This is a genomic window from Bradyrhizobium sp. CCGE-LA001, assembly GCF_000296215.2.
Lineage (GTDB): Bacteria > Pseudomonadota > Alphaproteobacteria > Rhizobiales > Xanthobacteraceae > Bradyrhizobium.
In genome coordinates this window covers 439538-465599 of the sequence record NZ_CP013949.1, presented here as the reverse complement: position 1 = coordinate 465599, position 26062 = coordinate 439538, and the positions used below count along the sequence as shown (strand labels likewise).

The following is a 26062-nucleotide window of genomic DNA, read 5'->3' as shown; positions in this document are numbered from 1 at the left end:
AATTCGAATGACTTAGACACGACCTGCCTCGCACCGATATCGGCCCGCGCGGCATCGAACCTTGATCGGGGCAGGCTAGCCATGTTTGAAGTGACCGTCGCGCCGGCGCAGAAGGTGCTCGATTGCACCCCGCTGCGCGACCCGAACGCCTACGCGGCGCTGGTGCGCGAGATCGGCGAGGACGGAGCCTGCGAGGTGCGCGCCGTGTTCTGGAGCGAGACCTGCGCGCGGCTGCAATTATTCCGCACGCTTTCGCGCGAGCAGCACCACGCCAGGATCGCGCGCGAGGCACATTCGCTGAAAAGCGCGGCCGGCACGTTCGGCTATGCCAGGCTGGCGGCGCTGGCGCTGCGGCTGGAGAAGTCTGCGGAGACGCTTCACGACGCCGACCTCCGCGATCTCCTGGACCAGATGGATGCCGCCTACGCCGCGGCGCGCGCGCAGGAGCCGGAAGGATAGATACTTGCTCGGCGCGTTTTCGCCACGCGAACCGGCATCCTCGAAAGCGCTCCAACCACCCGCGCGGGTATACCCGCCGTACTTCTACGGCTTGGGATATTCACAGATGGCTAATCATAGGTGGCGATAGTCGCGGAAAACCAGGAGGGTTTTCATGTTCACCTATGAGACTGCGGACCAGAAGGAAGTCCGTCGCTTCCGCATCGCTCAGTTCAACGGCCGGATGGCGACGGTGAAGTCTGGCGAGTCGACGGTGACTGGCTTCGTGCGCTCGGTGCTGGAGCAGGAATCGAGCATGCCTCCCCGCTGGACCATCACGATCATCCCGAACGCGCCGAAGGACGAGCCCAAGCCGCTGCGCCCCGCATCGCGCGCGCGTCCCTTTGCCGAGGACTATTTCTGAGTCCAGCGACTTTGGCCCGGGCCGCCCGGGCACAATGCAATCATCAATCTCAGTCGATCGAATGCAGCAGCGCCGCGCGGACGAGATCCGCGGTGTTGCGGGCACCGAGCTTGCGCATCGCCTCGGCGCGGTGGCTTTCGAACGTGCGCGGACTGATCTGCATCCGAAGCGCGCCCTGCTTGTTCGAATAGCCTTCACTGATCAGCCTCAGCACCTCGCGCTCGCGCTTGGTGAGCCGCTTCTGACCGGACAGGCCGAGCAGTTCGGCGCTGGGCACGCGGTGCGGCACGCGGGCAGCCCGCGCCTCAGTGTCGTCGGCCCCGGATGGGACCGGCAGGCTGCTGCCCTTGTGAGGCCCGGCAAGCTGCTTGACGAGGCCGCAGACACGCTCGGTCTGCGCCAGCGCATTCTCCACCACGCGCTGCAAATAAGCGCGATCGCCGGTGACGGGCGCGAACTGATCGCTGTGATGCTTGATCTCGCCCATGTAGAGCAGCAGCGCCGTCAGGGGACCGTTGAGCTCGCGGGCGATGGCGGCGGCCATTTCGTCGGCAGCCTTGGCGCGGGCCGCATTCAAGCGGACGAAATCGAGCTCTTCGACTGGAGCAGTGCTGCTTTCGTACCATTCCGACGGCCGCGAATCGGCGGCCGTATCATTCTGTGACCCCATGTCACTCGTTTACCGGAACCAGGCCCGGTCTGTAGTTAACTTTTTGCTCCGTAAGACTACGGTGATTTCGGCAGTTTTAAGCTAAATGCACGGCATAGGCACAATTTGTGCTTGCGCGAAGCTGCCGCCGGCCCCGCGGGGGTTGAGATTTCCGTTCAAATTCTGGGCCAACAGGCGCGACATTCGTTAACCGCCGCCGCCGCCCACGGCCGCCCCCCGGATTTTACGGATTAATTAACGGCGACTTGCTTCTCTAAGGGAGTTGAGAGCGCGCAAATGCCTCCACGCATGGGCCTTCTTGGCCTGCGGGAAACGCTGCGGAAGATTGCGTGCCATGAACGAGATCGATCGGCTGTCGGAATTCCTGCAGAGGCTGACGCCGCTGTCGCGCAGCTGTCTGCTCAGTGAATTGGAGCGGCTCGAGCTGTGCGGCATCGACATGCCGGGCTCGACCGACGTCCAGTCCCGCCTGCGCGCCGAGTTTCGCAAGGACGGATCGACCCAGGCGCGCGCCACCAGCCCGTCGCGCTATTTCTTCGCACCGCTCGAGCTGCTCCTGATCGACGGCGCGCCCGAGCATGCCAATATGGGACGGATCTCGCGCAACACCCTCACCCCAATCTGGGAGTGGATCTGCCGCGACCTGCTGCCGACCATGGCGCGCGACTACGTCAAGGCGATCAACGACCAGGTCGCCGCCAACAACCCGAAGGAAGTGCAGAAAATCGCGTCGACCTTCCAGGTCAAGGTCATCAAGGTCCTCGAGAACACCCTCGCCTCGCCGGAGAGCGCCGAGATCGCGCGCGGCAAGCTCGCGCAGTACACGGCATCGCGCAGCGCCTTCGACGATGTGAGGAAGATGCAGCAGGTGCTGCGCGCCGGCAACGCACTGCCGAAGTTCAACGAAAAACTGCCCGAGAAGATCGCCAAATTCAACGACGGCCAGGTCACCCAGATCACCGCGCAGCTCGATGCCTTCAAGAAAGCCCATCCCGAGGCGCTGCCTTTCGCGCTGGCGCTGGTGGCTCGGCGCCTGAAGACGCCCTGGCAACTGGTCCGGCTCGCCACCAAGGCCGCCGCGAGCAAGAGCGCCGCGGACGTCGCCGCCGCCCCCTATGCCTGTGTCGTTCACATGGTGCTCGACCGGCTCGACGACAGGCGTCTCGCGCTCCGGGTCGCGCTCCGGCACAATCGCGTGCTGGTCGCGCGCGATCTGCTCGCGGAGATCTACGACACCGAATATGCGCTCAAGGTCCGCATCGACGGTATCGAGCAGTCCGAATGGGGCGTCCGCCTCCAGCAATTGATGGCCGCGATCCAGGCGCTGGTGTCCGCCGAGGTCAGCCGCTTCCCCGCCAATGTCGGCCACATTCTCGGATCGCGCCGGCTGCGCAGCCACGATACGCTAGGCGGCAAGCTGACCCAGCTCGCCTGGAAGGGACGCGACGCGATGCAGGACGGTGCAGCGGCGTTTCGCAAATTGATCGGGCAGACCTGATAATCGCGCAGCCTCTCTTGCGCGACGCATTGGCTTCAATGCGCGCGCGGCAGACACAGGAAGCGATCGAAAAATCGCCCCGACAGCACGAATCTCAACCACCAATACATCACTCGCCGCGTCGTCATCGCTGTAATCCTCGACAGCCCACCACCGGCTGTGTCGAGCAATAGCGCAGGCGCAGCAATGCACATGTGATGTGCTTCACATTCGTGCGCCCAACGACGCACGCCGTGTCGCAGAATTGTCGCGAGCGAAAGAGACATATGCGCGCGCCCTGAATGAGCGCTTTTGCTCTCACATCGTGCGGCCAAGAGGCAGTCGGCACCGCGCAACACCAAAAAAGCCGCCGGAAATTAATCCTCAAACGGCCTCGTCATGGCAGCAAAGAGACACGCAATCGCATCGCTCGATGCATGATGCTGCAAGCCCGCGCGCGCGTCGATCCCGCGCACGAAATTACGCATGCGCCGGCTGTCGTTGCGCATGCGGTGCCCGAGTATGCAAATTCTTTTCGAAGAATCTTCCGACAAATTAGCTCGAATTGCAGAGCTTAACGTTACTCAAATAATTCAACAACGACGTGAAGCTCTCCTTATTTGAACCCACGCTCCGCGTTTAAGAAACCGTCACGGAACGGGAGTGGTGTTGATGAACGATGGGATTGTTGAACTCGTCGGACGAAGGCCTGTGACCTTCGGACGACGAAAGGTGACGCCGCGCGCCTGCGTGGCCGACAGCAAGCGTCACTTGCGCGCTTTTCTCAGCGAGGTGCTCGAGGATCTTGGCTTCGTCACCAGCGAATGCGCCAGCGCGGACGAGCTGCAGAGCGTGCTCGCCACCGAATTGCCGGACCTGATCCTGCTCGGCGTCGCCACCGACGGCATCGAGCCGGGCAGATTCCTGGAGATATTGGTGCGCGAGGGCTTTGCCGGAAAAGTTCTCGCGGTCGGCGCCCGTGAATCGATCATCGTCAGGGCGGTGCGGCAGGTCGGCGAGGAATATGGCCTCGCGATGCTGCCGCCGCTGACCACGCCCTTTGCCGCGGAGACGCTGCGCGAACGTGTCGCGATGCTGCTGCCGGAGGAGCCGGCGCCGAGCCCGGCCGTGCATGTCGGCGAAGCCCTGCACGCCGGCTGGCTGGAGCTCTGGTACCAGCCGAAGATCGACGCGCGCACGCTGGTCCGCAGCGGCGCCGAGGCGCTGGTGCGCATGCGCCATCCGACCTGGGGCGTGGTGCCGCCGGCCTATTTCATTCCCGAGGAGCACGATCCGCATCTGCGTGACCTCTCGGAGTTCGTGATCGACCGCGCCATACAGGACTGGCACTATCTGCTGGAGCAGCAGAGTCCGGTCGATCTCTCGATCAACCTGCCGGCGTCCTACCTGAAGGAGCCGCAGGCGGTGCGCGATCTCTGCCGCCGCGTGCCGACGCATCCGGCCTTCGGTGGGCTGACGGTCGAGATCGACAGCGAGGAGGCGATCGGCGAGCTCGATCTTCTGACCGAGGTCGCGCGCGAAGTCGGCCTGCACAATATCGGCCTGTCGATCGACAATCTCGGCGCCAACTGGCCGTCGCTGATGGGTCTGGACAAGATTCCCTTCGTCAAGCTGAAGGCGGACCGGCAGTTCGTCACGGGCAGCGGCGGTGACCGGCTGAAGCGCACGGTGTGCCGCCACATCGTCGAACTGGCGCAAGGATACGGCGCGCGGGCGGTCGCCCAGGGCGTCGAAAGCCGCGCCGATCTCGTTGCCGCGAACGAGCTCGGCTTCGATCTCGTGCAGGGCTTCCTGTTCGGCAAGCCGATGCCGCTGAAGAAGTTCGCACGGAGCACGCTGACACGGACCGTGATGGGGAGCGCGTGAGGGGCGGCCTCACGCGAACCGTCGCGCGGCGACCACGAGCGTGGTCACCGCGATCACCTTTGAGGCAAAGCTGGTGCTCCTAGCGACAGACCCAGACGCCGTTGACCAGCACCCGGGCGCAGGTCGGCGCCGCTACGGCCGCTCCTGCGGCTGCTGCACCGACGGCCGCTCCACCGACGACGGCACGGCGCGTCGTCCGGCGCGCGACGCCAGCGACGCTCGCTGGGGTCGCCGGTCGCCCGACGCGAGCCTCTGCGCTCTGAATCGACCATGAAAGACCATCCTCTGGCGACCACTGCACCGAGCTCGTCGCTGCGCAGAGAATAACAGCGCCGGCCAACCAAAGATGAGTTCCGTGTCGCATGACGTCCTCCTTCGCTCCAGTTTGTGAACAAGCCATTTCGCGTTTCGAATCTTGCCCGCGCCCGTTAGAGGTAGCGAGAGCGGGTCGACGATTAATGTTCATGACGCCACGCCCAAGCTACACTGATGTCGAGAGTTCGATCGGCCATGGACACTCCGCATGATGGGCTGACGTCTGTCAGACGAGCGACGATGCCGGTCACGCCCCGTCAGTAAAAAGAGCAGAAGCTACCGGCCAAGCCGGTATTGTACCGTCACTGCGAAATAGGCGCGCGATGCGCCAAGGAGATAACTGACTTCGTCCAATGGCACACCGCGCGCTGGAACAGACGTTGATCTAGATCAACACGGGTGGCCCGAAATGCTTGGTCGGGGATTGCTCTGCATCGGGCTCACGCAAATCGGCGCGCGAAGAACACGCAGACGACCACGAGCGCGGTCGCCGCGATCATGCTCCAGGCGACCGGCTCGTGCAGCAGGAAGCCGGCGAGCGCCAGACCGAAGAACGGCTGCAGCTGCTGCAGCTGGCCGACGCGCGCAATGCCGCCGATCGCAAGCCCGCGATACCAGAAGATGAAGCCGACGAACATGCTGAACACGGAGACATAGGCGAGCCCGATCCAGGCCGGCGTTCCGATGCCGCTCCATGTCGGCGGCAAGGTCCAGACCGCGACCGGCACCATCAGCGGCAGCGCGAGCAGCAGCGCCCAGGAGATCACCTGCCAGCCGCCGAGGCGACGCGACAGCGCGGCACCCTCGGCATAGCCGAGCCCGCAGAGAACGATCGCGGCCACCATCAGAAGGTCGCCGGCGAGCGAGGCGGCGCCGCCGTTCGACAGGGCGAAACCCGCCACCGTGGCGCTGCCGAGGACCGCGAAGAGCCAGAACAGGGGTTTCGGCCGCTCGCCGCCGCGCAGCACGGCAAAGATCGCGGTCGCCAGCGGCAACAGGCCGATGAAGACGATCGAACGGGCCGAGGTGATGTGCTGTAGCGCCAGCGCGGTGAGCAAGGGGAAGCCGACCACGACACCCAGCGAGACGATGGTGAGCGAGGCGAGATCCCCGCGCTGCGGCCGCGCCTGACGGAGCAGGCCGAGCACGATGATGCCGATCAGCGCCGCAATGACCGCGCGCGCGGATGTCAGGAACAGCGCCGAGAACCCGCCGACCGCCACGCGCGTCGCCGGAAGCGAACCACTGAAGATGATGACGCCGAGAAGCCCGTTGCCCCAGCCGCTGGCTGCAGATTGCATGTCCGTCCCGCTTGTCGAACGGCGATCCTCGCCGTTCAGCGATGGCAAGGCCAGCGACAATCCCGTACAATCCAACAAAACTGTATGGGTATGGAAGGCAATACAACTTGGACGGCGGGACACAAACGAAGGGACGGGGCGGAACGCGGACCGTGGACGTGATGAGCGCGATCCGCGCCAAGGTCGCCGGACGCGCGCTCAATGCCGGCGACCGCCTGCCGTCGATCCGCAGCCTTGCGGCAACGATGGGAGTTTCGCCGTCCACCATCGTCGAGGCCTATGACCGCCTCGCCGCGGAAGGGCTGATCCGCGCCCGCCGTGGCTCGGGCTTCTACGTCGCGCCGGCGATCATGCCGCCGCTTGCGCTGGCCGAGGTCGGGCCGCGCCGCGACCGGGCGGTCGATCCGTTCTGGGTTTCGCGGCAGTCGCTCGATGCCGATGCGGCCGTGCCGAAGCCCGGCTGCGGCTGGCTGCCGCCGGAGTGGATGCCGGAAGCAGCGCTGCGACGCGCCGTCCGCGCGCTGGCCCGCACCGACGTGGGCGTGCTCACCAATTATGGCAGCACGCGCGGCGCCATGGCGCTGCGCCGGCTGCTGCTCGCGCGCCTCACCGAAGATGCGATCGAGGCATCGACCGACCAATTGATGCTGACTGCCTCGGGCACGCAGGCGACCGATTTGATCTGCCGCTTCCTGCTGCGTCCCGGCGACACGGTGCTGGTCGACGATCCCTGCTACTTCAATTTCCGTGCGCTGCTGCGGGCGCATCAGGCGAAGATCGTCAGCGTGCCCTACACGCCGACGGGCCCGGACCTGACCCGCTTCGAGCAGATCCTCGGCAGCGAGCGGCCGCGGCTCTACATCACCAATTCGGCCCTGCACAATCCGACCGGCGCGACGCTGTCGCTCCAGACGGCGCACCGGCTGCTGACCGCGGCCGCCGCGCATGATCTCACCATCATCGAGGACGACATTTTCGGCGACTTCGAGCCGGAGCGCTCGCCGCGCCTGGCCGCGCTGGATGGGCTCAATCGCGTGATCCGCACCGGCAGCTTTTCCAAGACGCTGTCGGCCTCGGTGCGCTGCGGCTACATCGCCGGGCGTGCCGACTGGATCGAGCATCTCGTCGATCTCCAGGTCGCCTCCAATTTCGGCGGCCCGAGCCCGGTCGCGACCGAGATCATCACGAAAGTCCTGGCCGGCGGCAGCTATCGCAAGCACATGGACGAGCTCCGCCAAAAGCTCACGCGCACACGCCGCGACGTCGCGCGAAAGCTTCAGGCGCTGGGCGTCGAACCCTGGCTGATGCCGCGCGGCGGCTTCTTCCTGTGGTGCCGCCTTGCGGGCGGTCAGGATGCCACCGCCGTCGCGCGTGCTGCACTCGAAGAGGACGTGGTGCTGGCGCCGGGCAACGTCTTCAGCGTAGCGCAGACGGCGCCGGACCTCATGCGGTTCAACGTGGCGCATATGAACGATGCGCGCGTCTGGGATGTGTTGCGGCGGGCGCTGAAAGCGAGCGCCTAATACAACGGCTCCTCATAGACGGGCTCACCGTCGAGCAGCAGGCGCTTGATGGCGGTGCGTCCCGAGGGCAGCACGGCGGCGACGATGCGCAGCTTCTGCTGGTTGCGGGCGTCTTCGAGCTTCTTGCCCTCGCCTTCGGGCACGAAATAGCTTTCGAGTCCGTATTTGATCGGCAGCTTGTCGCAGAAGCGGCGGCGGTCTTCGCCGCAGGACCCACCGTAACTGCCGACGCGGCCGCGGATCAGTACCTGGGGCGCGGTGACGGCGACGGGCTCGGCGTGCACCGAGATGGCCTCGTAAAGGCCATTGGCATTAGGCGCGAGCTTGACGAAGACGTCGGGATGGCGCGCGTCGGCGGGCTTTCCGGCGAGCGCGCCGGCCGGCACTTGCGAGATGTCGTAACTGAGCACGACGTAATCGCCGCGCAGGAGATCGCGGGGATCGACCGGCTGCGTCTGCAGGGTGATCTCGGTGCCCCCGCGCAGGATCTGCATGCGGTCGGCGACCATCAGAACCAGCAGCGCGCATTGAACCAGGACCGCGACGGCGAACAGCACGGTTTTCGGAATGCGCTGCCAGAGTTTTACGAGGGACGTGGCCAGCCCGATCATCGCGCGGCCCTCGGCAGCATGCGGTTGAGCGCGGTCGCGAAGGCGACGGCGGCGATCCCGGCCGCAGCTAGGAAGGCCGAGCGGTGCAGCAGCGAGCCCTTCACGGCCCAGGTGATGCCGGCGACAACGCCGGCGATGCCGAGCCAGCCGGCAATGATGCGCGGGCGCACATCGTCGAGCATGCCTGAAACGACGAGGCACAACATGGCGCAGAGCAGCGCGGCATAGGCAAGCCAGGGCTCGCCGGCCTCGGCAGCCGGCCAGAGCGGCGCGGCGAGCAGCACGAGCCCGATCGCGCCTGCCGCAAGGACTTCACCGACGCGCCTGGTGATCCCTGCGGATGCGAGCGCCAGCACCACGCCCGCGATCCCGCACAGGATCGCCCAGATCGGCTGAGCGGACACCGTCTTGGTGCGGATGCGGAGGATGTCGTCGGCGGTGGTCACCTCGAGGAAGGCCACGGCGGCCAGCGCAAGCGCGCCGTAGACCGACAGAACGCTGCCGAGACGGAGCGCGCGCGGCGACGGCGCGGCGGCGAGCGCAAGCCCGGCACCAAACACCAGGGCCGCACCGTTCGCGAGCAGGAACGACGGCTCGGCGCCGTCGAACTCGAAGCGCAGCGAGGTCGCGATCCACCAGGGCAGCAGCGCCAGCGAGACGAGATGGGCCGCGACGCGCGAATTCCATGCGAAGGCCGTCGCGGCCGCGATGAGCCAGACCGCGATGAACGGCAGATGCAGCGCGTCCGGCGTGTCGGTGGTCCGCATGCAGGTCCAGATGCTGGCAGCCACGAGCCCGACCGCGAGCGCACCGCGCGAGCCGGTCAGCAGCGCGCCGGCAAAGGCGCCGATCGACCACAGCAGCATGCCGCCGGCAAAATCCTCGCCGAGATGATACATCTGGCCGACCAGCGCGATGCCCGCGCCGAACACGATGGCGCCGATGCTGGCACAGAGATCGGCGAGCAGGTCGCGCCCCCTCGCGGCGAACCACGCGCCGAGACCGCCCGCGACGACCATGCCGGCGAGCAGGATCGAAAACCGTAACAGCCGCGCGATCTCGGTCCAGTGCGCCGCGACGAAGGCGAGGAACGCCGCCGCGATCAAGAGGCCGCCGACGATGGCGACGACGACAGCGATGTTGATGCCGGGCGGAAGCGGCGGCAACGCATTGCGGATGGAGGCGGCAGAAGCCGGCGCGATCACGCCATCGGCCTCCCATCGCGCAAGATCGGCTTCGAGGCGCTGGCGGTAGGTCTTGTCGAACATCGTTTTGAAATCACCTAGCGCCCGCCGGATGGCGGGACCTTGCTAGGTCGGATCGTGCGGGACGTGGGTTCAAGAGGGCGCCTGCGGGCGTTTTTGCGGGGCTTGGACAATATGAAGGTCGAAAACAACCCCATGCACAGTAGACGAGTCCAGCAATATCAATGGCTTACGCAAGCACCTCAACGGGCATGCGTCGGGCACCATCCGAGCGGGCCAGGTCGGGTGATGCGGTGTCTGGATCGGCCCGCGGAAGCGTCCGGCAATGCGGCGACTTTGCCATGAATAGAGCGGCCGCATCGCCATCACGCAGCGCGCAGCCGGCGCTATTGCGCCGGCGAGGGGATGCGCCGCAGGACATCGTCATAGGGTGCGAGGTCGAGATAGGCCGTCACCTCCGCCGCCTTGCCGTCCTGCATGCGCATGATCCACGAATAGCTGTTCGCATAAGGGTTGCCGTCGCGCGCCACGCCGCTGCCCTCCCAATGCGCGATGACGTGGTCGCCATCGGCAAAGATCCTCACGCTTGTCGGACGCACCGGCGTTGACAACCGGCTCGCGAACGGGCGCACCGCGCGCTCCACGAACACATCGCGGCCTCGGAATTCGCCGGCGCTGGGGCCCGATCCCTTGATGCGCCAGACCGCGTCGTCGTGCAGCAGGTCGTTGAAGAAGCTGGTTCCTCCCGCCGCCCAGCGATGGAACGCATCGGTCACGATGCGCTTGTTGTCGTCCTGCAGCGAATTGGCCTGTCCGCAGGGTGCTGCCGTCGTCAGGGTGGAGGCCGTGACGATGACCGCGTAGACGCACGATGCAAGTGCGCGGTTGAGCATATTTGCCATTGGTGTCTCCCTTTCTGGTGCAAATGTCGTCTGCCCCGAAGTGATGCACGCACGATCGGCGATGATCGCCGACTTGTTGTTGCTCGCTCTATTCGCGCCGGGCGACGGTGGCGCCGCCGAAGATGAGTTGCTCGACCATCGGACGGCGCAGGAAGCGGCCCGGAAAGATCGGCTCCGGCGCGGTCGCCTGGTCGAGGCGCGCCATCTGCTCAGGCGAAAGTGAGATCGAGACGGCGCCGAAATTGTCTTCGGCCTGCTCCAGCGTGCGGGCGCCGATCACCGGGGAGGCGACCGCAGGATTCGCCAACGTCCAGGCAATGGCCACCTGCGAGGACGTCGCGCCGAGCTCGGCGGCGATGGTGCGCACCACGTCCGCCGCGTCCAGCGATCGCGCATTGAGAAGGCCGGATGACGCGATGATCGAGGCGCGCGTCGCTCCGACACCTCGCTCCTGGGAATCCCTGAGATCGGCCCGGGTGTACTTGCCGGTGAGCACGCCACCGCCGAGAGGCGACCAGGGCAACACGCCAAGGCCGAGGGCGGCTGCCAGCGGAATGAGTTCGTGTTCGACGGTGCGCTCGACCAGATTATATTCGATTTGCAGGGCCACGAAGGGCGACCAGCCGCGCAGCTCTGCAAGAGTCTGCAACTGTGAGATGCGCCAGGCCGGCGTGTTGCAAATGCCGACATACTGGACCTTCCCGCTGCGCACGAGATCGTCCAGGGCGCGCATCACCTCATCCGGCTGTGTCGTCGCATCCCAGCCATGGAGGTACAGCAGGTCGATGCGGTCGGTCTCGAGCTGACGCAGGCTCTGCTCCAGCGAACGCACCATGTTGAGCCGGTGGTTGCCGCCGGAATTGGGATTGCCGGAATCGCGCGCCATGGTGAACTTGGTCGCGAGCACGAGACGATCGCGCTTGTCGCGGGCGAACTCGCCGACGAGGCGCTCGGACGCGCCATTGGTGTAGTTCACCGCCGTGTCGATGAAATTGCCGCCGCGATCGACATAGAGATCGAAGATCCGCCGAGCCTCATCGGGATCGGCGCCCCATCCCCATTCGGTCCCGAAGGTCATCGTGCCCAGCGCGAGTGGCGATATGCGCAGGCCGGAGCGGCCAAGCAGGCGGTATTGATCAAGTGCTGTCATCATTGCCTCCATCGATGGCCGGGAGATAGCGCTCGGCGACAAATAAGAGAAGTTGGCCAATGATTACCGGGGTGTTAAGTTCAACTAACCAATGGCCACCGACTTGAACCTTGTCGCCGTTTTCATCGCGGTCGCGGATGCCAGGAGCTTTCGCGGCGCCGCCGATCGGCTGGGCGTGACCCGGTCCGCCGTGAGCCAGGCCATCCGGCGCATGGAAGACCGGCTGGGCGTGGCGCTGGTCCAGCGCACGACCCGCAGCGTCAGCCTCACCGAAGCCGGCCTGCGCCTGCATGAGCGCGTGGCACCGGCGGTCGCCGAAGTCGAACAGGCGATCAATGGCGCGCGGGACCGTGACGCGCAGCCGACCGGGCAGCTACGCCTCGCCGTGTCGTCGATCGCCGAGCGATTCATTCGCGGCCCGCTGCTGGCCGAATTCACGCAGGCCCATCCCGGCGTGCAGGTCGACGTCACCGTGACCGACGAGGAATTCGACATCGTCGCCGAGGGCTACGACGCCGGCGTCCGGCTCGGCGAGGTGATCGAGCAGGACATGATCGCCGTGCCGGTTTCAGGCGATCAGCGCCAGCTCGTCGTGGCCGCTCCGGCCTATCTGCAGCGCTTCGGCACCCCGTCTCATCCGCGCGAACTTGCGCAGCATTGCTGCATCGGCTGGCGGCCGGCGCCGCACGTCGCCCCGTACCGCTGGGAATTTGCGGAAGACGGACGCGAGTTCGATGTCGCAGTCGAGCCGCGGATCACGACCAACGACATGTGGGTGATGGTGCGGACCGCCTGCGCCGGCGGCGGCCTGACATTCGGCATGGAGGAGACGTTTCGGCCCTATATCGAACGAGGCGAACTGGTGTCGGTGCTGGAGGACTATTGCCCGTATTTCCGCGGGTTTTTCCTGTACTTCCCGGATCGGCGGAATCTTCCGCCGAAGCTGCGGGTGTTGATTGATCACGTTCGGTATCGGGGGAGTGGGAAGGGTTAGCGGCGGCACGAGCAGATATTACTAAGCGGCGTTTGTCGGCGCTAACGCACGCTGTCATCGAAACCCCGGTGGGCAGAGGACGTTGCTCTCGCACGAGTCGATGGACTGTATTGTCGTTTCTTTCGACGACATGGAGGGATCGTTTGATAGCAATGAAGAAGATGGGAGCCTCAACGATCACACGGTTGAGCAATTAAGCAAACTAAGCATCTAGTCGTTGATTGACGGGACAAGGAAATGGGGTACAATTCTTGCGGCCTTAAGCACAGGCCAGTGTGCCCACCGCTCGCGAAGCTTAGCAGTGCTTTTGAATTTCGATCATGAACCGTTCCCGATTGGGCGGACTGATTGGCAGTGGGCACCTAGTCGGATCCGTGCACGTAAGGAATGGATCATGACTATCAAAAATCAACTCGACGAATTCCGTATTTTTGCAAAGCGCCTCTCGCGCAAGCTCCAAATTCCACATCATAATGCTCTGGACATCATAGCGATGCAGCAAGGGCATGCGCACTGGAAAGCCCTTATGAAGGCCTGGGACCAGGGCTGGCGTCCGGCTCCTTGGGACGTCATCGATATCAAGGAGTCCAGCGTTATCGAGTCCCCGATCAGGGGCTTCGGTAAGGTCAAAACGACCGAAGGTGATGTCGCCGGCGAACCGTACACTCTCAGCGTCTACTTCGACGAAGTTCTTATCGGCGGTAACGGCTGGGGAATCCATCTTGGACATGCCCCCTCCGAACCTGCCGAAATCGAAACGTACACAAAGCCCAATCCTCTCGATGACAAGGCGTTCTTTTCTCAAGTCATGAAGATCGCAATGGCGGCTGCTGACGAAGTGCGAGAGGCAATAGCGAAAGACTGGGGCCCTGCTTCGATGCAGCCCGAAGAGGACGGAAGCGCAAAGCATCCGCTTTTCGGCGGCGTTTCGTCTGAATGGCACTGCTTGCATTGCGACACGCATTCAACCGGGCCCCAGATGGCAGCCAACATGTGGCACTGCCCGAAATGCAACGCGTCTCCGCTCGATATACACCCGGCGGCGGTCCCGAAAGAGCCGGTCCCGCCTTCATAATCCTGCCCCGCGCTCCTGCGGCAAGCCCGGCCGCAGCATTGCTGCATCGGCTGGCGCCCGGCGCCGCACGTCGCCCCCTACCGCTGGGAATTCGCCGAGGACGGCCGCGAGTTCGACGTCGCGGTGGAGCCGCGGATCACGACCAACGACATGTGGGTGATGGTGCGGACCGCCTGCGCCGGCGGCGGCCTGACGTTCGGGATGGAGGAGACGTTTCGGCCGTACATCGAGCGCGGCGAATTGGTGCCGGTGCTGGAGGAGTATTGCCCATGTTTCCGCGTTTTTTTGTACTTTCCGGACCGGCGCAATCTTCCACCGAAGCTGCGCGCGCTGATTGATCACGTGCGTTATCGGGCGGGTGGGAAGAGTTAGCGGAATGGAGTCGGTCTGACCGACGCTCTGCCGGGGGCGCATCCCTGCATCGACAATTCCTTGTTTCGAACATCCATCTCTGGCCCCGACCTGCCGAACATGTTTTGCTGCGGCCATGCCTGAACCAACCCGAGATCAAGTCGAGCAACTGACGCGCGCGTTCGGACGTTTCACGCGCCGGTTCAAGGTGGCCGAGGCGGTCGCGGCGGCCGACAACGCGCTCAACGCGCTCGATGCCCAGACCCTGATGTTCATCGCGGAGCATCCGGGTTGCGGCATGGGCGATGTCGCGCGCTATCTCAATGTCGCGATGACGACGATGTCCTCTGCCGTGGATCGGCTGGTGAAGAAAGATCTGGTCGAGCGTCGCCGCCCCGAGGACAATCGCCGCGCGGTCGCCCTGAGCGCGAACGACAGGGGGCGCCAGGTGGTTGACGACCAGATCGAAGGCTACCGGCAGGCTTGCCGGACCATGCTGCGGGCGCTGGAGACCTCCGAACAGGACGAACTGATCCGTCTGACCGAAAAGATTGCCGACAACGAAACTTGAATAGTACGAATTTCGTATTATCTTGGTGATGACTGCCCGAGCTTGAGGAAAGCTTGGCCCAGAGATGGAGGCGTCATGGCTATCGTCGTCAACGGCATCGCACATCCTCCACCCGACGATCCCAGGGTTTCCCTGCTGGATCTGCTCCGGGAGCGTCTCGGCCTGACCGGGACGAAGCTGGGCTGTAACCAGGGCGGTTGCGGCGCATGCACCGTCATCATCGATGGCGAGCGGGTGCTGTCGTGCCTGACGCTGGCCGTGCAGGCCGACGGCCGCGAGGTGCGTACCATCGAGGGCCTGGCCTCTGAAGATGGAGAGCTGCATCCGTTGCAGCATGCCTTCATCGAACACGACGGCTTCCAGTGCGGGTATTGCACGCCGGGCCAGATCTGCTCGGCGATCGCCATGATCGAGGAATTGCGTCGCGGCGATCCCAGCTACGTCACCGCCGATCTCAGTGAAGGGCCATCAGGCGCGCGGCGCCAGGAGATCCGCGAGCGCATGAGCGGCAATCTGTGCCGCTGCGGCGCTCACAACGGGATCATCGATGCCATCGAGACGCTGATCGACGGAGAAGCGGCATGAGAGCCTTTGCCTATCAGCGCGTTGCCGACCAGGACGCGGCGCTGTCCGCCGCAGCCGCGGGACCCGCCCGCTACCTCGGTGGCGGCACCAATCTCGTCGATCTGATGCGACAGAACATCGAGGCGCCCCAGGCGCTGGTCGATGTCTCGCGCCTGCCGGCCGAGATCATCGAACTGCCGGACGGTGGCCTCAAGATCGGCGCGGCGGTGCGCAACAGCGCGCTGGCTGCGCACCCCGCCGTTCGTGCGCGCTATCCGATGCTGTCGCGCGCGCTGCTCGCCGGAGCCTCCGCGCAGATCCGCAACATGGCGACCGTCGGGGGCAACATCCTCCAGCGCACGCGGTGCGCCTATTTCTACGATGCGGCGGGCTCGCGCTGTAACAAGCGCAAGCAGCATGCCGGCTGCGACGCCATCGGCGGCTTCAACCGCTATCACGCGATTCTCGGCGCATCGCCGCACTGTATCGCGACCCATCCCTCGGACATGTGCGTCGCGCTTGCGGCGCTCGATGCGACGGTTCACCTCGTCGGCAGCGGCGGCGAGCGCAGCGTGCCCCTGACCGATTTCCATCGCCTGCCGGGCGAGACGCCGCAGATCGAAACGGTGCTGCATCCCGGCGAACTCATCACTGCGATCGAGCTCGCGCCAAGCGCGGCGGCCATGTGCTCGACCTATCGCAAGGTGCGCGATCGTTCGAGTTACGCATTCGCGCTGATCTCGGTCGCCGCCGGTGTCGATGTCGTCGACGGCAAGATCCGGGATATCAGGATCGCGCTCGGCGGCGTCGCCGCCAAGCCATGGCGCGCGCGGCGGGCTGAGAAAATGCTGCTGGGTGAGGCGCCGACGCCGGATCGCTTTCGTGCATCGGCCGATGCCGAACTGGCGGCGGCCAGCTCATTTGACGGCAATGCCTTCAAGGTCGAACTCGCGAAGCGGACCATCGTGGCCGTGCTCGCCCAGCTGACGGGAGCGGACGCATGAGCAAGCTGCAGAATGCGATCGTCGGCGGCGTCCGCGCCGCGATGGGCTACGTTCCCGGCAGCTGGTTGCCGGGCGGCACGCCGGATCCGCTGATCGACAAGCGCGTCAACCTCGGGACGCAGCAGTCGCGCATCGACGGTCCCGACAAGGTGAAGGGCGCCGCACGCTTCGCGGCCGAAGTCCCCATGGAAGGGCTGCTCTATGCGGCCTTCGTCCACTCCACGATCGCGCGCGGGCGCATCGTCGAACTCGACGTCGCTGCCGCCGAGGCGGCGGACGGCGTCGCGCTGGTCATGACCCACCGCAACGCCCCGAAAATGGCGCTGCCACCGCCGATCGGCCTGACCAATCTGAAAGCGGCCGGCAACAACATCCTGCCGGTGATGCAGGACGCGGAGATCCGCTGGAACGGCCAGACGGTGGCGGTGGTGCTTGCGGAGACGCAGGAACAGGCGAACTTCGCGGCGTCGCTGATCGTCGTCCGCTACGAGGCGGCTGCTGCGCGGACGGACTTCGAGGCCGGCAAGGCGGTTGCGCGTACGCCGGATTCCCTGATGATCGAGCGTAACCGGCTGAAGAAGGGCGATGCGGATACCGCATTCAAGACGGCGGCCACTGTCGTCGACGCGGTCTATCGCACGCCCTGGCACAGTCACAGCCCCATGGAGCCTCATGCCGCAACCATCCGTTGGGACGGTGACCGGCTGATCGTGCACGACGCCACGCAGATGTTGAACGGCACGGCCGGTTCGCTGGCGAAGGTGTTCGACATCAAGGAGACGCAGGTCTTCGTCAGCTCGCCTTTCGTCGGCGGCGGCTTTGGCGGCAAAGCCCTATGGGATCATCAGATCCTCGGCGCCGCGGCGGCGAAACTCGCGCAGCGGCCGGTCCGGCTGGTGCTGTCGCGCGCCAGCATGCAGCGTCTCGTCGGCGGCCGTTCGCAGACCGAGCAACGCGTGGCGCTCGCGGCCGACCGCGACGGCACGCTGCTGGCGCTTCTTCATCACGGCTATTCGGTCAAGCCCGCGCACAGCGTGACCGACGAGGCGTTCACGCTGACCAGCCGGTCGCTTTACGCGGCACGAAGCTTCGACGTCGTGCAGCACGCCATCGACCTCGATCTGCTCGCCAATACGTTCATGCGCGCGCCGGGCGAGGCGCCAGGGACTTTCGCAATCGAGAGCGCGATGGACGAGCTGGCGCATGAACTCAAGATCGACCCGATCGAGCTGCGGCGCCGCAACATCGGTCACGCGGATCCGGTCAGCGGCGCGCCGCATTCGCAGAGCGACCTGATGCTGGCCTACGACCTCGGTGCCAAACGCTTCGGCTGGGAGCGGCGTACGCCCACGCCGCGTTCGCGCAAGGAAGGCGAGTGGCTGGTCGGCATGGGATGCGCGTCCGGCTCGTTCCCCTACGTGCGGATGCCGGGCATGTCGGCCCGGATCACGATCGACGGCGATGGTCGCGCGACCGTGGCGAGTGCCGCGCACGAGATGGGCATGGGCACCGCAACCGTGCAGCGGCAGCACGCGGCCGATCGTCTCGGACTGCCACTCGACAGCGTCACGGTGCGGATCGGCGACACCAGTCTGCCGTTCGGCAGCTTTGCCGGCGGTTCGTCGCAAACGGCGTCGCTTGGCGCAGCGATCAATGCGGCGAGCACGAAGCTCGCCGGCGAACTGCTGCGCCTCGCCGGCAACGACACGCCGCTCGCCGGCCTGCGGGCGAACGAGATCGAGTTCGCCGAAGCAGGCTTGCGCAAGATCGGCGATCCGTCGCGGCATGAAAGCTTCGCGTCGATCCTCAAGCGTGCCGCGCGCAGCGACATCAGCGTCGTCGGCGAAAGCTCGGCGCCGCTCGAGGTGCTGAAATTCTCGATGCACAGCCGGTCCGCGATCTTCTGCGAATTGCGCGTCAGCGAGGTGACGGGGGAGGTGCGCGTCGACCGTCTCGTCGGCTCGTTCGATTGCGGTCGCATCCTCAACCCGAAGACGGCGGCCAGCCAGTTTCGCGGCGGCATGATCATGGGGCTCGGCATGGCGCTGACGGAAGAAACCCTGCTCGATGAGCGCAGCGGGCGGATCATCAGTGCGTCCATCGCGGACTATCACATCCCGGCCCATCTCGACGTCCCCGAGATCGACGTGTTGTGGACCGATATTCCAGATCCCCGCACGCCAATGGGCGCGCGCGGCATCGGCGAGATCGGGATTGCCGGCGTGGCCGCGGCGATCGCGAATGCCGCCTTCAACGCCACCGGCAAGCGCATCCGCGATCTGCCACTGACGCCGGACAAGCTGCTGTAGGCTTGAGCCGCGCAGGAGCTTTCCGGACCACCGGGAAGCACCATGCCGTTCGGACCGAAGGGCTCGCTGTTTTCGGCTGGTTCGATTTTGATGGCGGAGAGGGAGGGATTCGAACCCCCGATAGGCTTGCACCTATGCCGCATTTCGAGTGCGGTGCATTCAACCACTCTGCCACCTCTCCTGAAGGCGCCATATAGGAGCAGGGCCCCTGTGGTTGGGGGCGTTAATAGGCGAGGATGGCGGGCCAGACAAGGCGCGAAAGGGGAAAATCCGCTGCCTCTTTCGCCGCCGTCCCGCCCCGCGAAAGGAACTGCCATGGAGCATCTGACGGTCACGGCCAATGGCGCCGATTTCCATCTGGTCCGCACCGGGCGCGGCAAACCGCTGCTTTTGCTGCATGGTTGGCCGGAATTCTGGCTCACCTGGGAGCCGGTGATGGCGCGGCTTTCGAACCGCTTCACCCTGATCGCGCCCGATCTGCGCGGCTCGGCGACAGCGACAAGCCGGATGGGCCTTACGGGCCGGACGGCCACGCGGCGGATATGCTGGCGCTGATGGACCGGCTCGGCATCGACCGATTCGGCGTGGTCGGCCACGATGTCGGCGGCGCCGTGATGCAGCCTTTGGCCCGGCAGGCGCCCGGGCGGCTCACTGGGCTGTTCTTCTTCGATTTCGTCTATCCCGGGATCGGTGCACGGATGGCCGCACCCGACAGGCTCAACCACATCTGGTACCAGTCCTTCCACCAGATGGAGATGGCGCCTGCGCTGGTCGGTGCCAGCCGCGAGAGCTGCCGGCTTTATATCGGCCATTTCCTGACAGGCTGGGCACACCGGAAGAACGCCTTCGACGATGTGCTCGACGCCTTCGCCGACAATTTCCTGAAAGAGGGCAATCTTTCCGGCGGCTTTGCGCATTATCGCGCCTCGCATGCCGGGCGCGTCGCGATGATGAAGGGTGAGGCGCCGCGTCTGCCGCCGATCGGCGTGCCGACCTGCGTGCGCTGGGCCGAGCACGATCCGCTGTTTCCCTATGCATGGACCGATCGGCTGTCCGAAACCTTCAGTGCGCTCGATCTCAAGATGTTTCCTGATGTCGGCCACTTCCCGCATCGGGAAGATCCGGATCGCGCGGCGGCGGAAATCGCGGCGTTCTTTCAGCGGGTGGGGTGGAGCTGAAGAACGGGGTGGGACCGCCAGACGCGGTAAACACTGGCGGTCCCGATGCCGCTCATTGAAATGCTGACCGTGAAGGGCGGCTTCGCCGGCCAGGTGAGGCGACGATTCGAACCTAGCGTGCGCCGGGCACGCCGCAACGCAATCCGGTCCTTAACCTAACCGGTCAAGGTTACTCGTCGTCGTTCTTCTTGCTGTCCTTACTCTTTTTCTTCCCGTTCTCCGTGGAATCCCGGGTTTTTCCATTGCCTCCACTGCCGCTCTCCTTGCGGCGATTGGTGAAGCGGGCGTTGCCGAGGCCGGTGCCGATGGTGAGCACGCCCCAGCGGTCGACGTCCTGCATGAACGGCACCTCGGAGAGGCCCTGCACCACCCCGTCATTGTGCATCAGGATCGCGGTGTCGTGCTCGCCGATCTCGGGAATCCCCTCGAGCAGGCTCGCCGGCAGGTTGAACTTGCTGCTCTCCCAATTGCCGGGAAGATTCTGCGCGCCCTTCTCGATCGATCCGTCCGGATTGATCACGCCGGGGCAGGCGATGCCGATGAAGGGAGCGAGCTTGAACCCTTCATTCTCGGCTTCCGTGATCAGCCCCTTCAGCATCTTGGTCAGCCGCTTGACTGCGCCTTCGCGCGTCGGCTCGTCGTCGGCATGACGCCACAGCTCGGAATGCACAACCTTGGCCTTCGACAGATCCTTGGCCTTCTTCCAGCTGGTTTCCACCAGGCCGCAGCGGATGTTGGTGCCGCCGATGTCGACGGCGAGGATGCTGTCATGGGCCTCGAAGATCCAGGACGGCGCCAGATGCAGCGCGCCGATCAGGCCGGCTTCGTCGGGGTGATGGCGGATCGGGAGCATGTCGATCTTGAAGTCCTCGGATTTCAGGATGATCTCGGTGCGCGCGATCGCGAGCTCGCCGAGCCGGGAATCGCGAAAGCCGCCGCCGACCACGATGCGCTCGGTCTTGGCCCAGGCCTTGGTCTTGAGGAAGCGACGCGTGACGTAAGCGAGCTCCTGGGCGAAATCCTCGATCGCGCTGTGCACCACCGCCGAGGCCTCGACGTCATCGCCAATGAGAATGTCGTCCAGCGTCTTCTTGCTGATGTTCTCGGAGGGTTCCTTGCCGAACGGGTCCTCCCCCGTTTTGCGCAGTGGCTTGCGCCAGCGGTCCAGGATTTCGCGGAAGGCGCCCTTGCTGGCGCGGTCGCCCAGGAAGCCGTCCTCGTCCTTGATCTCGATGTTGAAGCTGTCGACATCCACCGACGGCAGCCGTTCGGCGCCGTGCTGAGCAATGCCCGTCGTTGACTTGACCAGTTCGTCCGTTGCCATGAGAGCCCTGCCCGCTTGAGTGTTCCGGCCGGGACAACTGCGGGGGAACCCGTTTGTTGCATAGCCGGTCGAGATTCGGCTGCGCGCTTTCAGCACGGCCAAATCCTTCGAATTCCGGGCCTTTTCGGCGGTTTTCCTTGACTTGGCGCGATCGGCGGCTATAAGTCCCACAGCCGGCGCGGGGCGTTTCTCGCGCCGCTTGTTTTTGCGTGGGTTTTCAAAGGGATAACTCCCACCCGCACAAAACGCACATAAACCCGTAGCGACTGACAAAAAGCCGACCCGGACGATGCTCGTCCCGAGGCCGGGATTGAACACGGAGAAAAAAACGATGTTCGCAGTCATCAAAACCGGCGGCAAGCAATACCGCGTCGTGCCGGATGATGTTCTCGAAGTAGGCAAGATCGAAGGCGAAGTCGGCTCGATCGTGCAGTTGAATGAAGTGCTCGTGGTCGGCGGCGACACGCCGGTGCTGGGCATCCCGACGGTCGCAGGCGCGTCCGTTGCGGTCGAGGTGCTTGACCACAAGCGCGGACCGAAGGTCATCGCGTTCAAGAAGCGCCGCCGCAAGAACTCGCGCCGCAAGCGCGGCTATCGCGACGAGATCACCGTGCTGCGCATCAGCGAGATCCTGACCGACGGCGCCAAGCCCACCAAGGGCCCGCGTCCGAAGAAGGAAAAGGTGGCGAAGGAGCCGGCAGCGGAAGCCGCCGAATAAATAGATTTGATCACGCCAATTCACGAATTGATGCGTGAGAAATTGTGAAATGATTCCGTCAAGGAATTGATCTAGACATACGCAGGATTTCGGAGACGAGCCATGGCTCACAAAAAAGCAGGCGGTTCATCGCGCAACGGTCGCGATTCCAAGGGCAAGCGCCTCGGCATCAAGGCGTTCGGCGGCGAGATCGTCACGCCCGGCAACATCATTGCGCGTCAGCGCGGCACCACCTGGCACCCCGGCCTTAATGTCGGCATGGGCACGGACCACACTTTGTTCGCCAAGATTGAGGGTCGTGTTGCGTTCCAAGCCAAAGCCAACGGCCGCACCTTTGTATCGGTGCTCCCGATCGCAGAGGCTGCTGAATAGACGGTGGATCAAATTGGAGTCCGCCGGTCCCGACTGAACCGGCGGAGTCCAAAAGATCGAGAGATCGAAGGCTCCAAGGGGAGGCGGGAAACCGGCCTCCCCTTTTCTTTTGACTTGCTCACTTTGACTTAGTGACTTTCCAGGAGCCGGACATGTTGCAGGATTTCTCGAGCGTGACCTTGGCTGAGGCGAGACCCAGCGTCGTCGCCACCGAGCGGCTGACCTTGCGGCGACCGACACTCGCCGACGTCAGGACCATCGCCCGACTCGCCAACGACCGCCGCGTCGCGGAAAACACCCGCCGCCTCCCCCATCCCTATTCGCAGGACGACGCGGTCGAATTCATCCGCGCCACCGCCGCGCTCGGCAGCGAGAGCGTGTTCCTCATCGAGCACGACACCGGGCCGGTCGGCATGGTCGGCATCGACTGCTCCTCGCCCGACAATGCCGAGCTCGGCTACTGGCTCGGCGTCGAGCATTGGGGCCAGGGCTTCGCCACCGAGGCCGCGCGCGGCGCGATCGACTTCTTCTTCGAGGAGTTCGAGGACGAATATCTCTATGCCGGCGCGCGCGTCACCAATCCGGCCTCGCGCAAGGTGCTGGAGAAGTGCGGTTTCCAGTGGAGCGGCGTCCAGCTGCACCGTTTCCTGGCGCTGGGCTCCTCCACGCCGGTCGATTGCTTTCGCCTGTCACGCGGCGTCTGGGCGTCGCTGAAGAGCTGGAGCAGTGCGAGGAGAGTGAGGTAGGGCGCAGGCCACATACACGGCTGTCGTCCCGGGGCGCGACGAAGTTGCGAGCCCGGGATGACGATGCCGCTACGCCGGCGGATTCACGTCCGTGGTCTCGCGCCCCAGATCCCGCTCCCGCAGATAGATGTAGAAGCCGGCGCCGATGATGATGGCGGCGCCGACGAGTGTTGCGATGGAGGGCACGTCGCCGAACACGACGAAGCCGAAGATCACGGCCCAGACGATCATCGAATATTGATAGGGCACGACGACGCTGGCCGGGGCGAGCTTGAGCGAGCGGTTGACGCAGAACAGCGCGGTGACCGAGACACATCCGGCCAGTGCGAAGATTGCGAGGCTGCCAGGGGTCGGTGGCACCCAGTGGAAGGCCGACAGCACCGCCCCCAGCGAGAACGTGCCGACGAATTGCGAGGACGCCATCACGATGTCGGGCGTCTTGCGCAGGCTGCGCGTGATCAGCATCAGCGTTGCGAAGGAGAGACTGCCGCCGAGCGCGATCAACGCCGGCAGGCTGACCGTCTGCGCGGAGGGACGCAGTGCGATGAGGACGCCGCAGAAGCCGATCAGGATCGCGGTCCAGCGCCGCCAGCCGACCTTCTCCCCTAAGAAGATCGCCGACATCGCGGTGACGAAGATCGGCCCGGCGAGATAATAGGTGATGACGTCGGCAAGCGGCAGATACACCGTGGCGAGGAAGAACGCCGCGACCTCCAGCGTCGACAGCACGACGCGGATGAACTGCAGGCGCGGCCGCTCCAGCTCCAGGAACAGGTGACGCTGCCGCCAGATCAACGGCGCCAGCAGCAGCAGCGCCGCGCAGGCCCGCAGGAACAGGAGCTGTCCCACCGAATACGTCCCGACCAGGAACTTGCCCATGGCATCGCCGAACGAGAACATGAAGATCGACAGCACCATGAAGGCGATGCCGGCCAGCCGCGCCGATCGGTCGTCATAGGCGGAGAGTGATTTGAAGAGGGGCATTTGCTTTCGTTTTAATCAGGTGGGCGCGCGGGACAAGTCATCTCTGGCGAATTGAACGCATTGTCGCACTGCGTCCAGCGCGATACGGATTCGCTTTCGAAATCCGTTCAGAATGGTGCAGCGCATGACCGACTTCGATCCCACCCAGCATCGCATGATCCCCGCGCAACGCTGGTTTGAGGATTTCGTCCTCGGCGAGCGTTTCGTGCTGCCGAGCCGCACCCAGACCACCGCCGTATTCGCCGCATTCCAGACCGCGAGCGGCGACACCCATCCGGTGCACTATGATCTGGAGTACTGCCGCGCCCGCGGCATGCCGCATCTGCTCGCTCACGGCTTCCAGACCTTGATCCACACCGCGCCCGGCGCCGGCCTGTTTCCGTTCATGGTCGAGGAGTCCCTGGTCGGCTTCCTCGAGCAATCGAGCCGCTTCCTCAAGCCGGTATTTGCCGACGACACCCTCTATCCCGCGCTAGAGGTCACCGAGCTCGTGCCGGGCCGCTCGACCGGCGTGGTGACGCTGCGCAGCACCGTGTTCAACCAGCGCAAGGAGCTGGTGCTGGAGGGCATGCAGAAATTCCTGATCCGGAGACGCGCGGCGGGTTAAGTACGCCGCGAAATCGCGGAATTTCCGCCGATTTGCCGGTCGATCCGGGTTGCCGCGCGGGAGCGGCTGGCCTACCTATGGCCCATGAAATTCCTCGACGAAGCAAAGGTCTATATCCGCTCCGGTGACGGCGGGAACGGCTGCGTGGCGTTCCGCCGCGAGAAGTTCATCGAATTCGGCGGCCCCTCCGGCGGCAATGGCGGCCGCGGCGGCAATGTCATCCTCGAGGTCGCCGACGGCCTCAACACGCTGATCGACTACCGCTACCAGCAGCATTTCAAGGCCCAGAAGGGCGAGAACGGCATGGGCTCGGACCGCCACGGCGCCAACGGCAAGAACATCGTGCTGAAGGTTCCCGTGGGCACGCAGATCTTCGACGAGGATCGCGAGACGCTGATCCATGACTTCACCAAGGTCGGCGAGAAGTTCGTGCTGGCCGAAGGCGGCAATGGCGGTTTCGGCAATGCGCATTTCAAATCATCGACCAACCGCGCGCCGCGCAACGCCAATCCCGGCCAGCCCGGCGAAGAGCGCTGGATCTGGCTACGGCTGAAGCTGATCGCCGATGCCGGTCTCGTCGGCATGCCCAATGCAGGCAAGTCGACCTTTCTCTCCAAGGTCAGCGCCGCGAAACCGAAGATCGCCGACTATCCCTTCACCACGCTGCATCCGCAGCTCGGTGTCGTGAATGCCGACGGCCGCGAATTCGTGCTCGCCGACATTCCCGGCCTGATCGAGGGCGCGCATGAAGGCACCGGCCTCGGCGACCGCTTCCTCGGCCATGTCGAACGCTGCCGCGTGCTGCTGCATTTGATCGACGCAACCTGCGAGCACGCCGGCAAGGCCTACAAGACGGTGCGGACCGAGCTCGACGCCTATGGCGGCCAGCTCACCGACAAGATCGAGATCGTCGCGCTGAACAAGATCGACGCGGTCGAGCCGGACGAGCTGAAGAAGCAGAAGGATCGCCTCAAGCGCGCCGCCAAGAAGACGCCGCTGCTGCTCTCCGGCATCACCGGCCAAGGCGTCAAGGAAGCCTTGCGCGCGCTTGCGGAGGTGATCGGCGAGAGCCCGGTGTCGGCCAAGGCGAAGAGCGCGGCCGAAGCGGAGCCGTGGTCGGTGTAAGCTCTCTCCACCGTCGTCCCCGCCAACGCGGGGACCCATACCGCGTGATCCATCGGCTGCGATCGGTCGAGGTACCGAACGACGAGTCCTCGCCAAACCACTCCCTGTGGTTATGGGTCCCTGCGTTCGCAGGGACGACAGCGGAGTGCGTGGTTGCGGGCACGCGCATCACTGGCAGGTTGCCATCGCGACCACGATAGCGCAGCATCCAACAAACAAGAACCAACAGGAACGACG

At 64.9% G+C, this 26062-nt stretch carries 24 protein-coding genes, 1 tRNA gene and 2 pseudogenes; 18 read left to right on the top strand and 9 right to left on the bottom strand.

The window, feature by feature from the left end; translation table 11 throughout:
- Positions 1–81 precede the first annotated feature (81 nt).
- A complete protein-coding gene (locus tag BCCGELA001_RS02235) occupies positions 82–459 on the top strand; it encodes an Hpt domain-containing protein (protein ID WP_008567226.1) in 378 nt (125 codons plus the stop codon).
- A 154-nt stretch (positions 460–613) separates the two neighbouring features.
- A complete protein-coding gene (locus BCCGELA001_RS02230) occupies positions 614–862 on the top strand; it encodes a hypothetical protein (RefSeq protein ID WP_060734518.1) in 249 nt (82 codons plus the stop codon).
- Between the two features lie 49 nt (positions 863–911).
- On the opposite strand, the gene BCCGELA001_RS02225 is transcribed toward BCCGELA001_RS02230, so the two are convergent.
- The gene (locus BCCGELA001_RS02225) at positions 912–1532 is read right to left on the bottom strand and encodes a helix-turn-helix domain-containing protein (RefSeq protein ID WP_008538718.1); all 621 of its coding nucleotides are present in this window, start codon (positions 1530–1532) and stop codon (positions 912–914) included.
- Positions 1533–1866: 334 nt separating this feature from the next.
- On the opposite strand from BCCGELA001_RS02225, the gene BCCGELA001_RS02220 reads away from it, so the two are divergent.
- Positions 1867–3030, top strand: coding sequence for a hypothetical protein (locus BCCGELA001_RS02220; RefSeq protein ID WP_060734517.1), 1164 nt, complete (start codon positions 1867–1869; stop codon positions 3028–3030).
- 651 nt (positions 3031–3681) lie between these two features.
- Entirely contained in the window at positions 3682–4896 is a 1215-nt protein-coding gene (locus BCCGELA001_RS02215; protein WP_060734516.1) for an EAL domain-containing response regulator, read from the top strand.
- A gap of 755 nt (positions 4897–5651) precedes the next feature.
- Here BCCGELA001_RS02215 and BCCGELA001_RS02205 read toward each other — a convergent pair.
- Positions 5652–6512, bottom strand: coding sequence for a DMT family transporter (locus BCCGELA001_RS02205; RefSeq protein WP_060737447.1), 861 nt, complete (start codon positions 6510–6512; stop codon positions 5652–5654).
- Positions 6513–6673: 161 nt separating this feature from the next.
- Here BCCGELA001_RS02205 and BCCGELA001_RS02200 point away from each other — a divergent pair, with 161 nt between their 5' ends.
- Positions 6674–8035, top strand: coding sequence for an aminotransferase-like domain-containing protein (locus tag BCCGELA001_RS02200; RefSeq protein ID WP_442855187.1), 1362 nt, complete (start codon positions 6674–6676; stop codon positions 8033–8035).
- Here BCCGELA001_RS02200 and BCCGELA001_RS02195 read toward each other — a convergent pair.
- The 4 genes from BCCGELA001_RS02195 to BCCGELA001_RS02180 form a co-directional block, all read right to left on the bottom strand.
- A complete protein-coding gene (locus tag BCCGELA001_RS02195) occupies positions 8032–8646 on the bottom strand; it encodes a GDYXXLXY domain-containing protein (protein ID WP_008538747.1) in 615 nt (204 codons plus the stop codon). The two genes, BCCGELA001_RS02200 and BCCGELA001_RS02195, sit on opposite strands and share 4 nt — an antisense overlap.
- Positions 8643–9914 carry a DUF2157 domain-containing protein gene (locus tag BCCGELA001_RS02190; protein ID WP_060734513.1) on the bottom strand — a complete coding sequence of 424 codons (1272 nt, stop codon included), beginning with the start codon at positions 9912–9914 and terminating at the stop codon, positions 8643–8645. Before BCCGELA001_RS02190 ends, BCCGELA001_RS02195 begins: the two co-directional genes overlap by 4 nt.
- A 323-nt stretch (positions 9915–10237) precedes the next feature.
- Complete coding sequence (locus BCCGELA001_RS02185) at positions 10238–10753, bottom strand: nuclear transport factor 2 family protein (RefSeq protein ID WP_008538760.1); 516 nt, start codon at positions 10751–10753, stop codon at positions 10238–10240.
- A gap of 88 nt (positions 10754–10841) precedes the next feature.
- Positions 10842–11906, bottom strand: a complete 1065-nt coding sequence (locus BCCGELA001_RS02180; RefSeq protein ID WP_144441099.1) for an aldo/keto reductase — start codon at positions 11904–11906, stop codon at positions 10842–10844.
- Positions 11907–11994: 88 nt separating this feature from the next.
- Between BCCGELA001_RS02180 and BCCGELA001_RS02175 the strand changes: the two genes are divergently transcribed.
- The 7 genes and pseudogenes from BCCGELA001_RS02175 to BCCGELA001_RS02145 all read left to right on the top strand — a co-directional run bounded on the left by BCCGELA001_RS02175 (position 11995) and on the right by BCCGELA001_RS02145 (position 18771).
- Positions 11995–12897: a LysR family transcriptional regulator gene (locus BCCGELA001_RS02175; protein WP_008538773.1), complete on the top strand. Its 903-nt coding sequence runs from the start codon at positions 11995–11997 to the stop codon at positions 12895–12897.
- 394 nt (positions 12898–13291) lie between these two features.
- Positions 13292–13972 carry a hypothetical protein gene (locus BCCGELA001_RS02170; protein ID WP_060734512.1) on the top strand — a complete coding sequence of 227 codons (681 nt, stop codon included), beginning with the start codon at positions 13292–13294 and terminating at the stop codon, positions 13970–13972.
- 36 nt (positions 13973–14008) lie between these two features.
- Positions 14009–14344 (top strand): annotated as a pseudogene (locus tag BCCGELA001_RS02165) (LysR substrate-binding domain-containing protein); the annotation flags it as partial.
- A gap of 115 nt (positions 14345–14459) precedes the next feature.
- Positions 14460–14894: a MarR family winged helix-turn-helix transcriptional regulator gene (locus BCCGELA001_RS02160; protein WP_008538797.1), complete on the top strand. Its 435-nt coding sequence runs from the start codon at positions 14460–14462 to the stop codon at positions 14892–14894.
- Positions 14895–14969: 75 nt separating this feature from the next.
- Positions 14970–15479 (top strand): (2Fe-2S)-binding protein, encoded by a 510-nt coding sequence (locus BCCGELA001_RS02155; RefSeq protein ID WP_008538798.1) that lies wholly within the window; start codon positions 14970–14972, stop codon positions 15477–15479.
- Entirely contained in the window at positions 15476–16462 is a 987-nt protein-coding gene (locus BCCGELA001_RS02150; RefSeq protein WP_060734511.1) for an FAD binding domain-containing protein, read from the top strand. The genes BCCGELA001_RS02155 and BCCGELA001_RS02150 overlap by 4 nt, the downstream gene beginning before the upstream one ends.
- Positions 16463–16503: 41 nt before the next feature.
- Positions 16504–18771 (top strand): xanthine dehydrogenase family protein molybdopterin-binding subunit, encoded by a 2268-nt coding sequence (locus BCCGELA001_RS02145; RefSeq protein WP_202815408.1) that lies wholly within the window; start codon positions 16504–16506, stop codon positions 18769–18771.
- 91 nt (positions 18772–18862) lie between these two features.
- Here BCCGELA001_RS02145 and BCCGELA001_RS02140 read toward each other — a convergent pair.
- Positions 18863–18952 (bottom strand) — tRNA-Ser (locus tag BCCGELA001_RS02140).
- A gap of 134 nt (positions 18953–19086) precedes the next feature.
- Between BCCGELA001_RS02140 and BCCGELA001_RS02135 the strand changes: the two are divergent.
- Positions 19087–19949 (top strand): annotated as a pseudogene (locus tag BCCGELA001_RS02135) (alpha/beta fold hydrolase).
- Between the two features lie 169 nt (positions 19950–20118).
- Here BCCGELA001_RS02135 and BCCGELA001_RS02130 read toward each other — a convergent pair.
- Complete coding sequence (locus BCCGELA001_RS02130; RefSeq protein WP_060734509.1) at positions 20119–21273, bottom strand: ROK family protein; 1155 nt, start codon at positions 21271–21273, stop codon at positions 20119–20121.
- A 331-nt stretch (positions 21274–21604) separates the two neighbouring features.
- Between BCCGELA001_RS02130 and rplU the strand changes: the two genes are divergently transcribed.
- From rplU to BCCGELA001_RS02115, 3 genes are all read left to right on the top strand, one after another.
- Positions 21605–21991 (top strand): 50S ribosomal protein L21, encoded by a 387-nt coding sequence (gene rplU / locus BCCGELA001_RS02125; RefSeq protein ID WP_008538808.1) that lies wholly within the window; start codon positions 21605–21607, stop codon positions 21989–21991.
- Between the two features lie 102 nt (positions 21992–22093).
- Positions 22094–22363, top strand: coding sequence for a 50S ribosomal protein L27 (gene rpmA, locus BCCGELA001_RS02120; protein WP_008538809.1), 270 nt, complete (start codon positions 22094–22096; stop codon positions 22361–22363).
- Between the two features lie 152 nt (positions 22364–22515).
- Complete coding sequence (locus BCCGELA001_RS02115) at positions 22516–23109, top strand: GNAT family N-acetyltransferase (protein WP_008538810.1); 594 nt, start codon at positions 22516–22518, stop codon at positions 23107–23109.
- Positions 23110–23178: 69 nt separating this feature from the next.
- Here the strand turns inward: BCCGELA001_RS02115 and BCCGELA001_RS02110 are convergent, their stop codons facing one another.
- Positions 23179–24093 carry a DMT family transporter gene (locus BCCGELA001_RS02110; RefSeq protein WP_060734508.1) on the bottom strand — a complete coding sequence of 305 codons (915 nt, stop codon included), beginning with the start codon at positions 24091–24093 and terminating at the stop codon, positions 23179–23181.
- Positions 24094–24217: 124 nt separating this feature from the next.
- Between BCCGELA001_RS02110 and BCCGELA001_RS02105 the strand changes: the two genes are divergently transcribed.
- Together BCCGELA001_RS02105 and obgE are read left to right on the top strand one after the other, a co-directional pair.
- Complete coding sequence (locus tag BCCGELA001_RS02105; protein ID WP_060737444.1) at positions 24218–24700, top strand: MaoC family dehydratase; 483 nt, start codon at positions 24218–24220, stop codon at positions 24698–24700.
- Between the two features lie 84 nt (positions 24701–24784).
- Complete coding sequence (gene obgE, locus BCCGELA001_RS02100) at positions 24785–25825, top strand: GTPase ObgE (protein ID WP_008538819.1); 1041 nt, start codon at positions 24785–24787, stop codon at positions 25823–25825.
- Positions 25826–26062 lie beyond the last annotated feature (237 nt).

What these genes read in the sequence shown, in the direction of transcription:
- BCCGELA001_RS02115 (WP_008538810.1), top strand. Translation starts at nt 22,516, where the DNA reads ATGTTGCAGGATTTCTCGAGCGTGACCTTGGCTGAGGCGAGACCCAGC.
- BCCGELA001_RS02175 (WP_008538773.1), top strand. Translation starts at nt 11,995, where the DNA reads ATGGCCACCGACTTGAACCTTGTCGCCGTTTTCATCGCGGTCGCGGAT.
- BCCGELA001_RS02200 (WP_442855187.1), top strand. Translation starts at nt 6,674, where the DNA reads ATGAGCGCGATCCGCGCCAAGGTCGCCGGACGCGCGCTCAATGCCGGC.
- BCCGELA001_RS02170 (WP_060734512.1), top strand. Translation starts at nt 13,292, where the DNA reads ATGACTATCAAAAATCAACTCGACGAATTCCGTATTTTTGCAAAGCGC.
- BCCGELA001_RS02205 (WP_060737447.1), bottom strand. Translation starts at nt 6,512, where the DNA reads ATGCAATCTGCAGCCAGCGGCTGGGGCAACGGGCTTCTCGGCGTCATC.
- rpmA (WP_008538809.1), top strand. Translation starts at nt 22,094, where the DNA reads ATGGCTCACAAAAAAGCAGGCGGTTCATCGCGCAACGGTCGCGATTCC.
- BCCGELA001_RS02195 (WP_008538747.1), bottom strand. Translation starts at nt 8,646, where the DNA reads ATGATCGGGCTGGCCACGTCCCTCGTAAAACTCTGGCAGCGCATTCCG.
- BCCGELA001_RS02150 (WP_060734511.1), top strand. Translation starts at nt 15,476, where the DNA reads ATGAGAGCCTTTGCCTATCAGCGCGTTGCCGACCAGGACGCGGCGCTG.
- BCCGELA001_RS02225 (WP_008538718.1), bottom strand. Translation starts at nt 1,532, where the DNA reads ATGGGGTCACAGAATGATACGGCCGCCGATTCGCGGCCGTCGGAATGG.
- BCCGELA001_RS02180 (WP_144441099.1), bottom strand. Translation starts at nt 11,906, where the DNA reads ATGATGACAGCACTTGATCAATACCGCCTGCTTGGCCGCTCCGGCCTG.
- BCCGELA001_RS02160 (WP_008538797.1), top strand. Translation starts at nt 14,460, where the DNA reads ATGCCTGAACCAACCCGAGATCAAGTCGAGCAACTGACGCGCGCGTTC.
- BCCGELA001_RS02145 (WP_202815408.1), top strand. Translation starts at nt 16,504, where the DNA reads ATGGGCTACGTTCCCGGCAGCTGGTTGCCGGGCGGCACGCCGGATCCG.
- BCCGELA001_RS02110 (WP_060734508.1), bottom strand. Translation starts at nt 24,093, where the DNA reads ATGCCCCTCTTCAAATCACTCTCCGCCTATGACGACCGATCGGCGCGG.
- rplU (WP_008538808.1), top strand. Translation starts at nt 21,605, where the DNA reads ATGTTCGCAGTCATCAAAACCGGCGGCAAGCAATACCGCGTCGTGCCG.
- BCCGELA001_RS02105 (WP_060737444.1), top strand. Translation starts at nt 24,218, where the DNA reads ATGACCGACTTCGATCCCACCCAGCATCGCATGATCCCCGCGCAACGC.
- BCCGELA001_RS02155 (WP_008538798.1), top strand. Translation starts at nt 14,970, where the DNA reads ATGGCTATCGTCGTCAACGGCATCGCACATCCTCCACCCGACGATCCC.
- obgE (WP_008538819.1), top strand. Translation starts at nt 24,785, where the DNA reads ATGAAATTCCTCGACGAAGCAAAGGTCTATATCCGCTCCGGTGACGGC.
- BCCGELA001_RS02190 (WP_060734513.1), bottom strand. Translation starts at nt 9,914, where the DNA reads ATGTTCGACAAGACCTACCGCCAGCGCCTCGAAGCCGATCTTGCGCGA.
- BCCGELA001_RS02215 (WP_060734516.1), top strand. Translation starts at nt 3,682, where the DNA reads ATGAACGATGGGATTGTTGAACTCGTCGGACGAAGGCCTGTGACCTTC.
- BCCGELA001_RS02235 (WP_008567226.1), top strand. Translation starts at nt 82, where the DNA reads ATGTTTGAAGTGACCGTCGCGCCGGCGCAGAAGGTGCTCGATTGCACC.
- BCCGELA001_RS02230 (WP_060734518.1), top strand. Translation starts at nt 614, where the DNA reads ATGTTCACCTATGAGACTGCGGACCAGAAGGAAGTCCGTCGCTTCCGC.
- BCCGELA001_RS02185 (WP_008538760.1), bottom strand. Translation starts at nt 10,753, where the DNA reads ATGGCAAATATGCTCAACCGCGCACTTGCATCGTGCGTCTACGCGGTC.
- BCCGELA001_RS02130 (WP_060734509.1), bottom strand. Translation starts at nt 21,273, where the DNA reads ATGGCAACGGACGAACTGGTCAAGTCAACGACGGGCATTGCTCAGCAC.
- BCCGELA001_RS02220 (WP_060734517.1), top strand. Translation starts at nt 1,867, where the DNA reads ATGAACGAGATCGATCGGCTGTCGGAATTCCTGCAGAGGCTGACGCCG.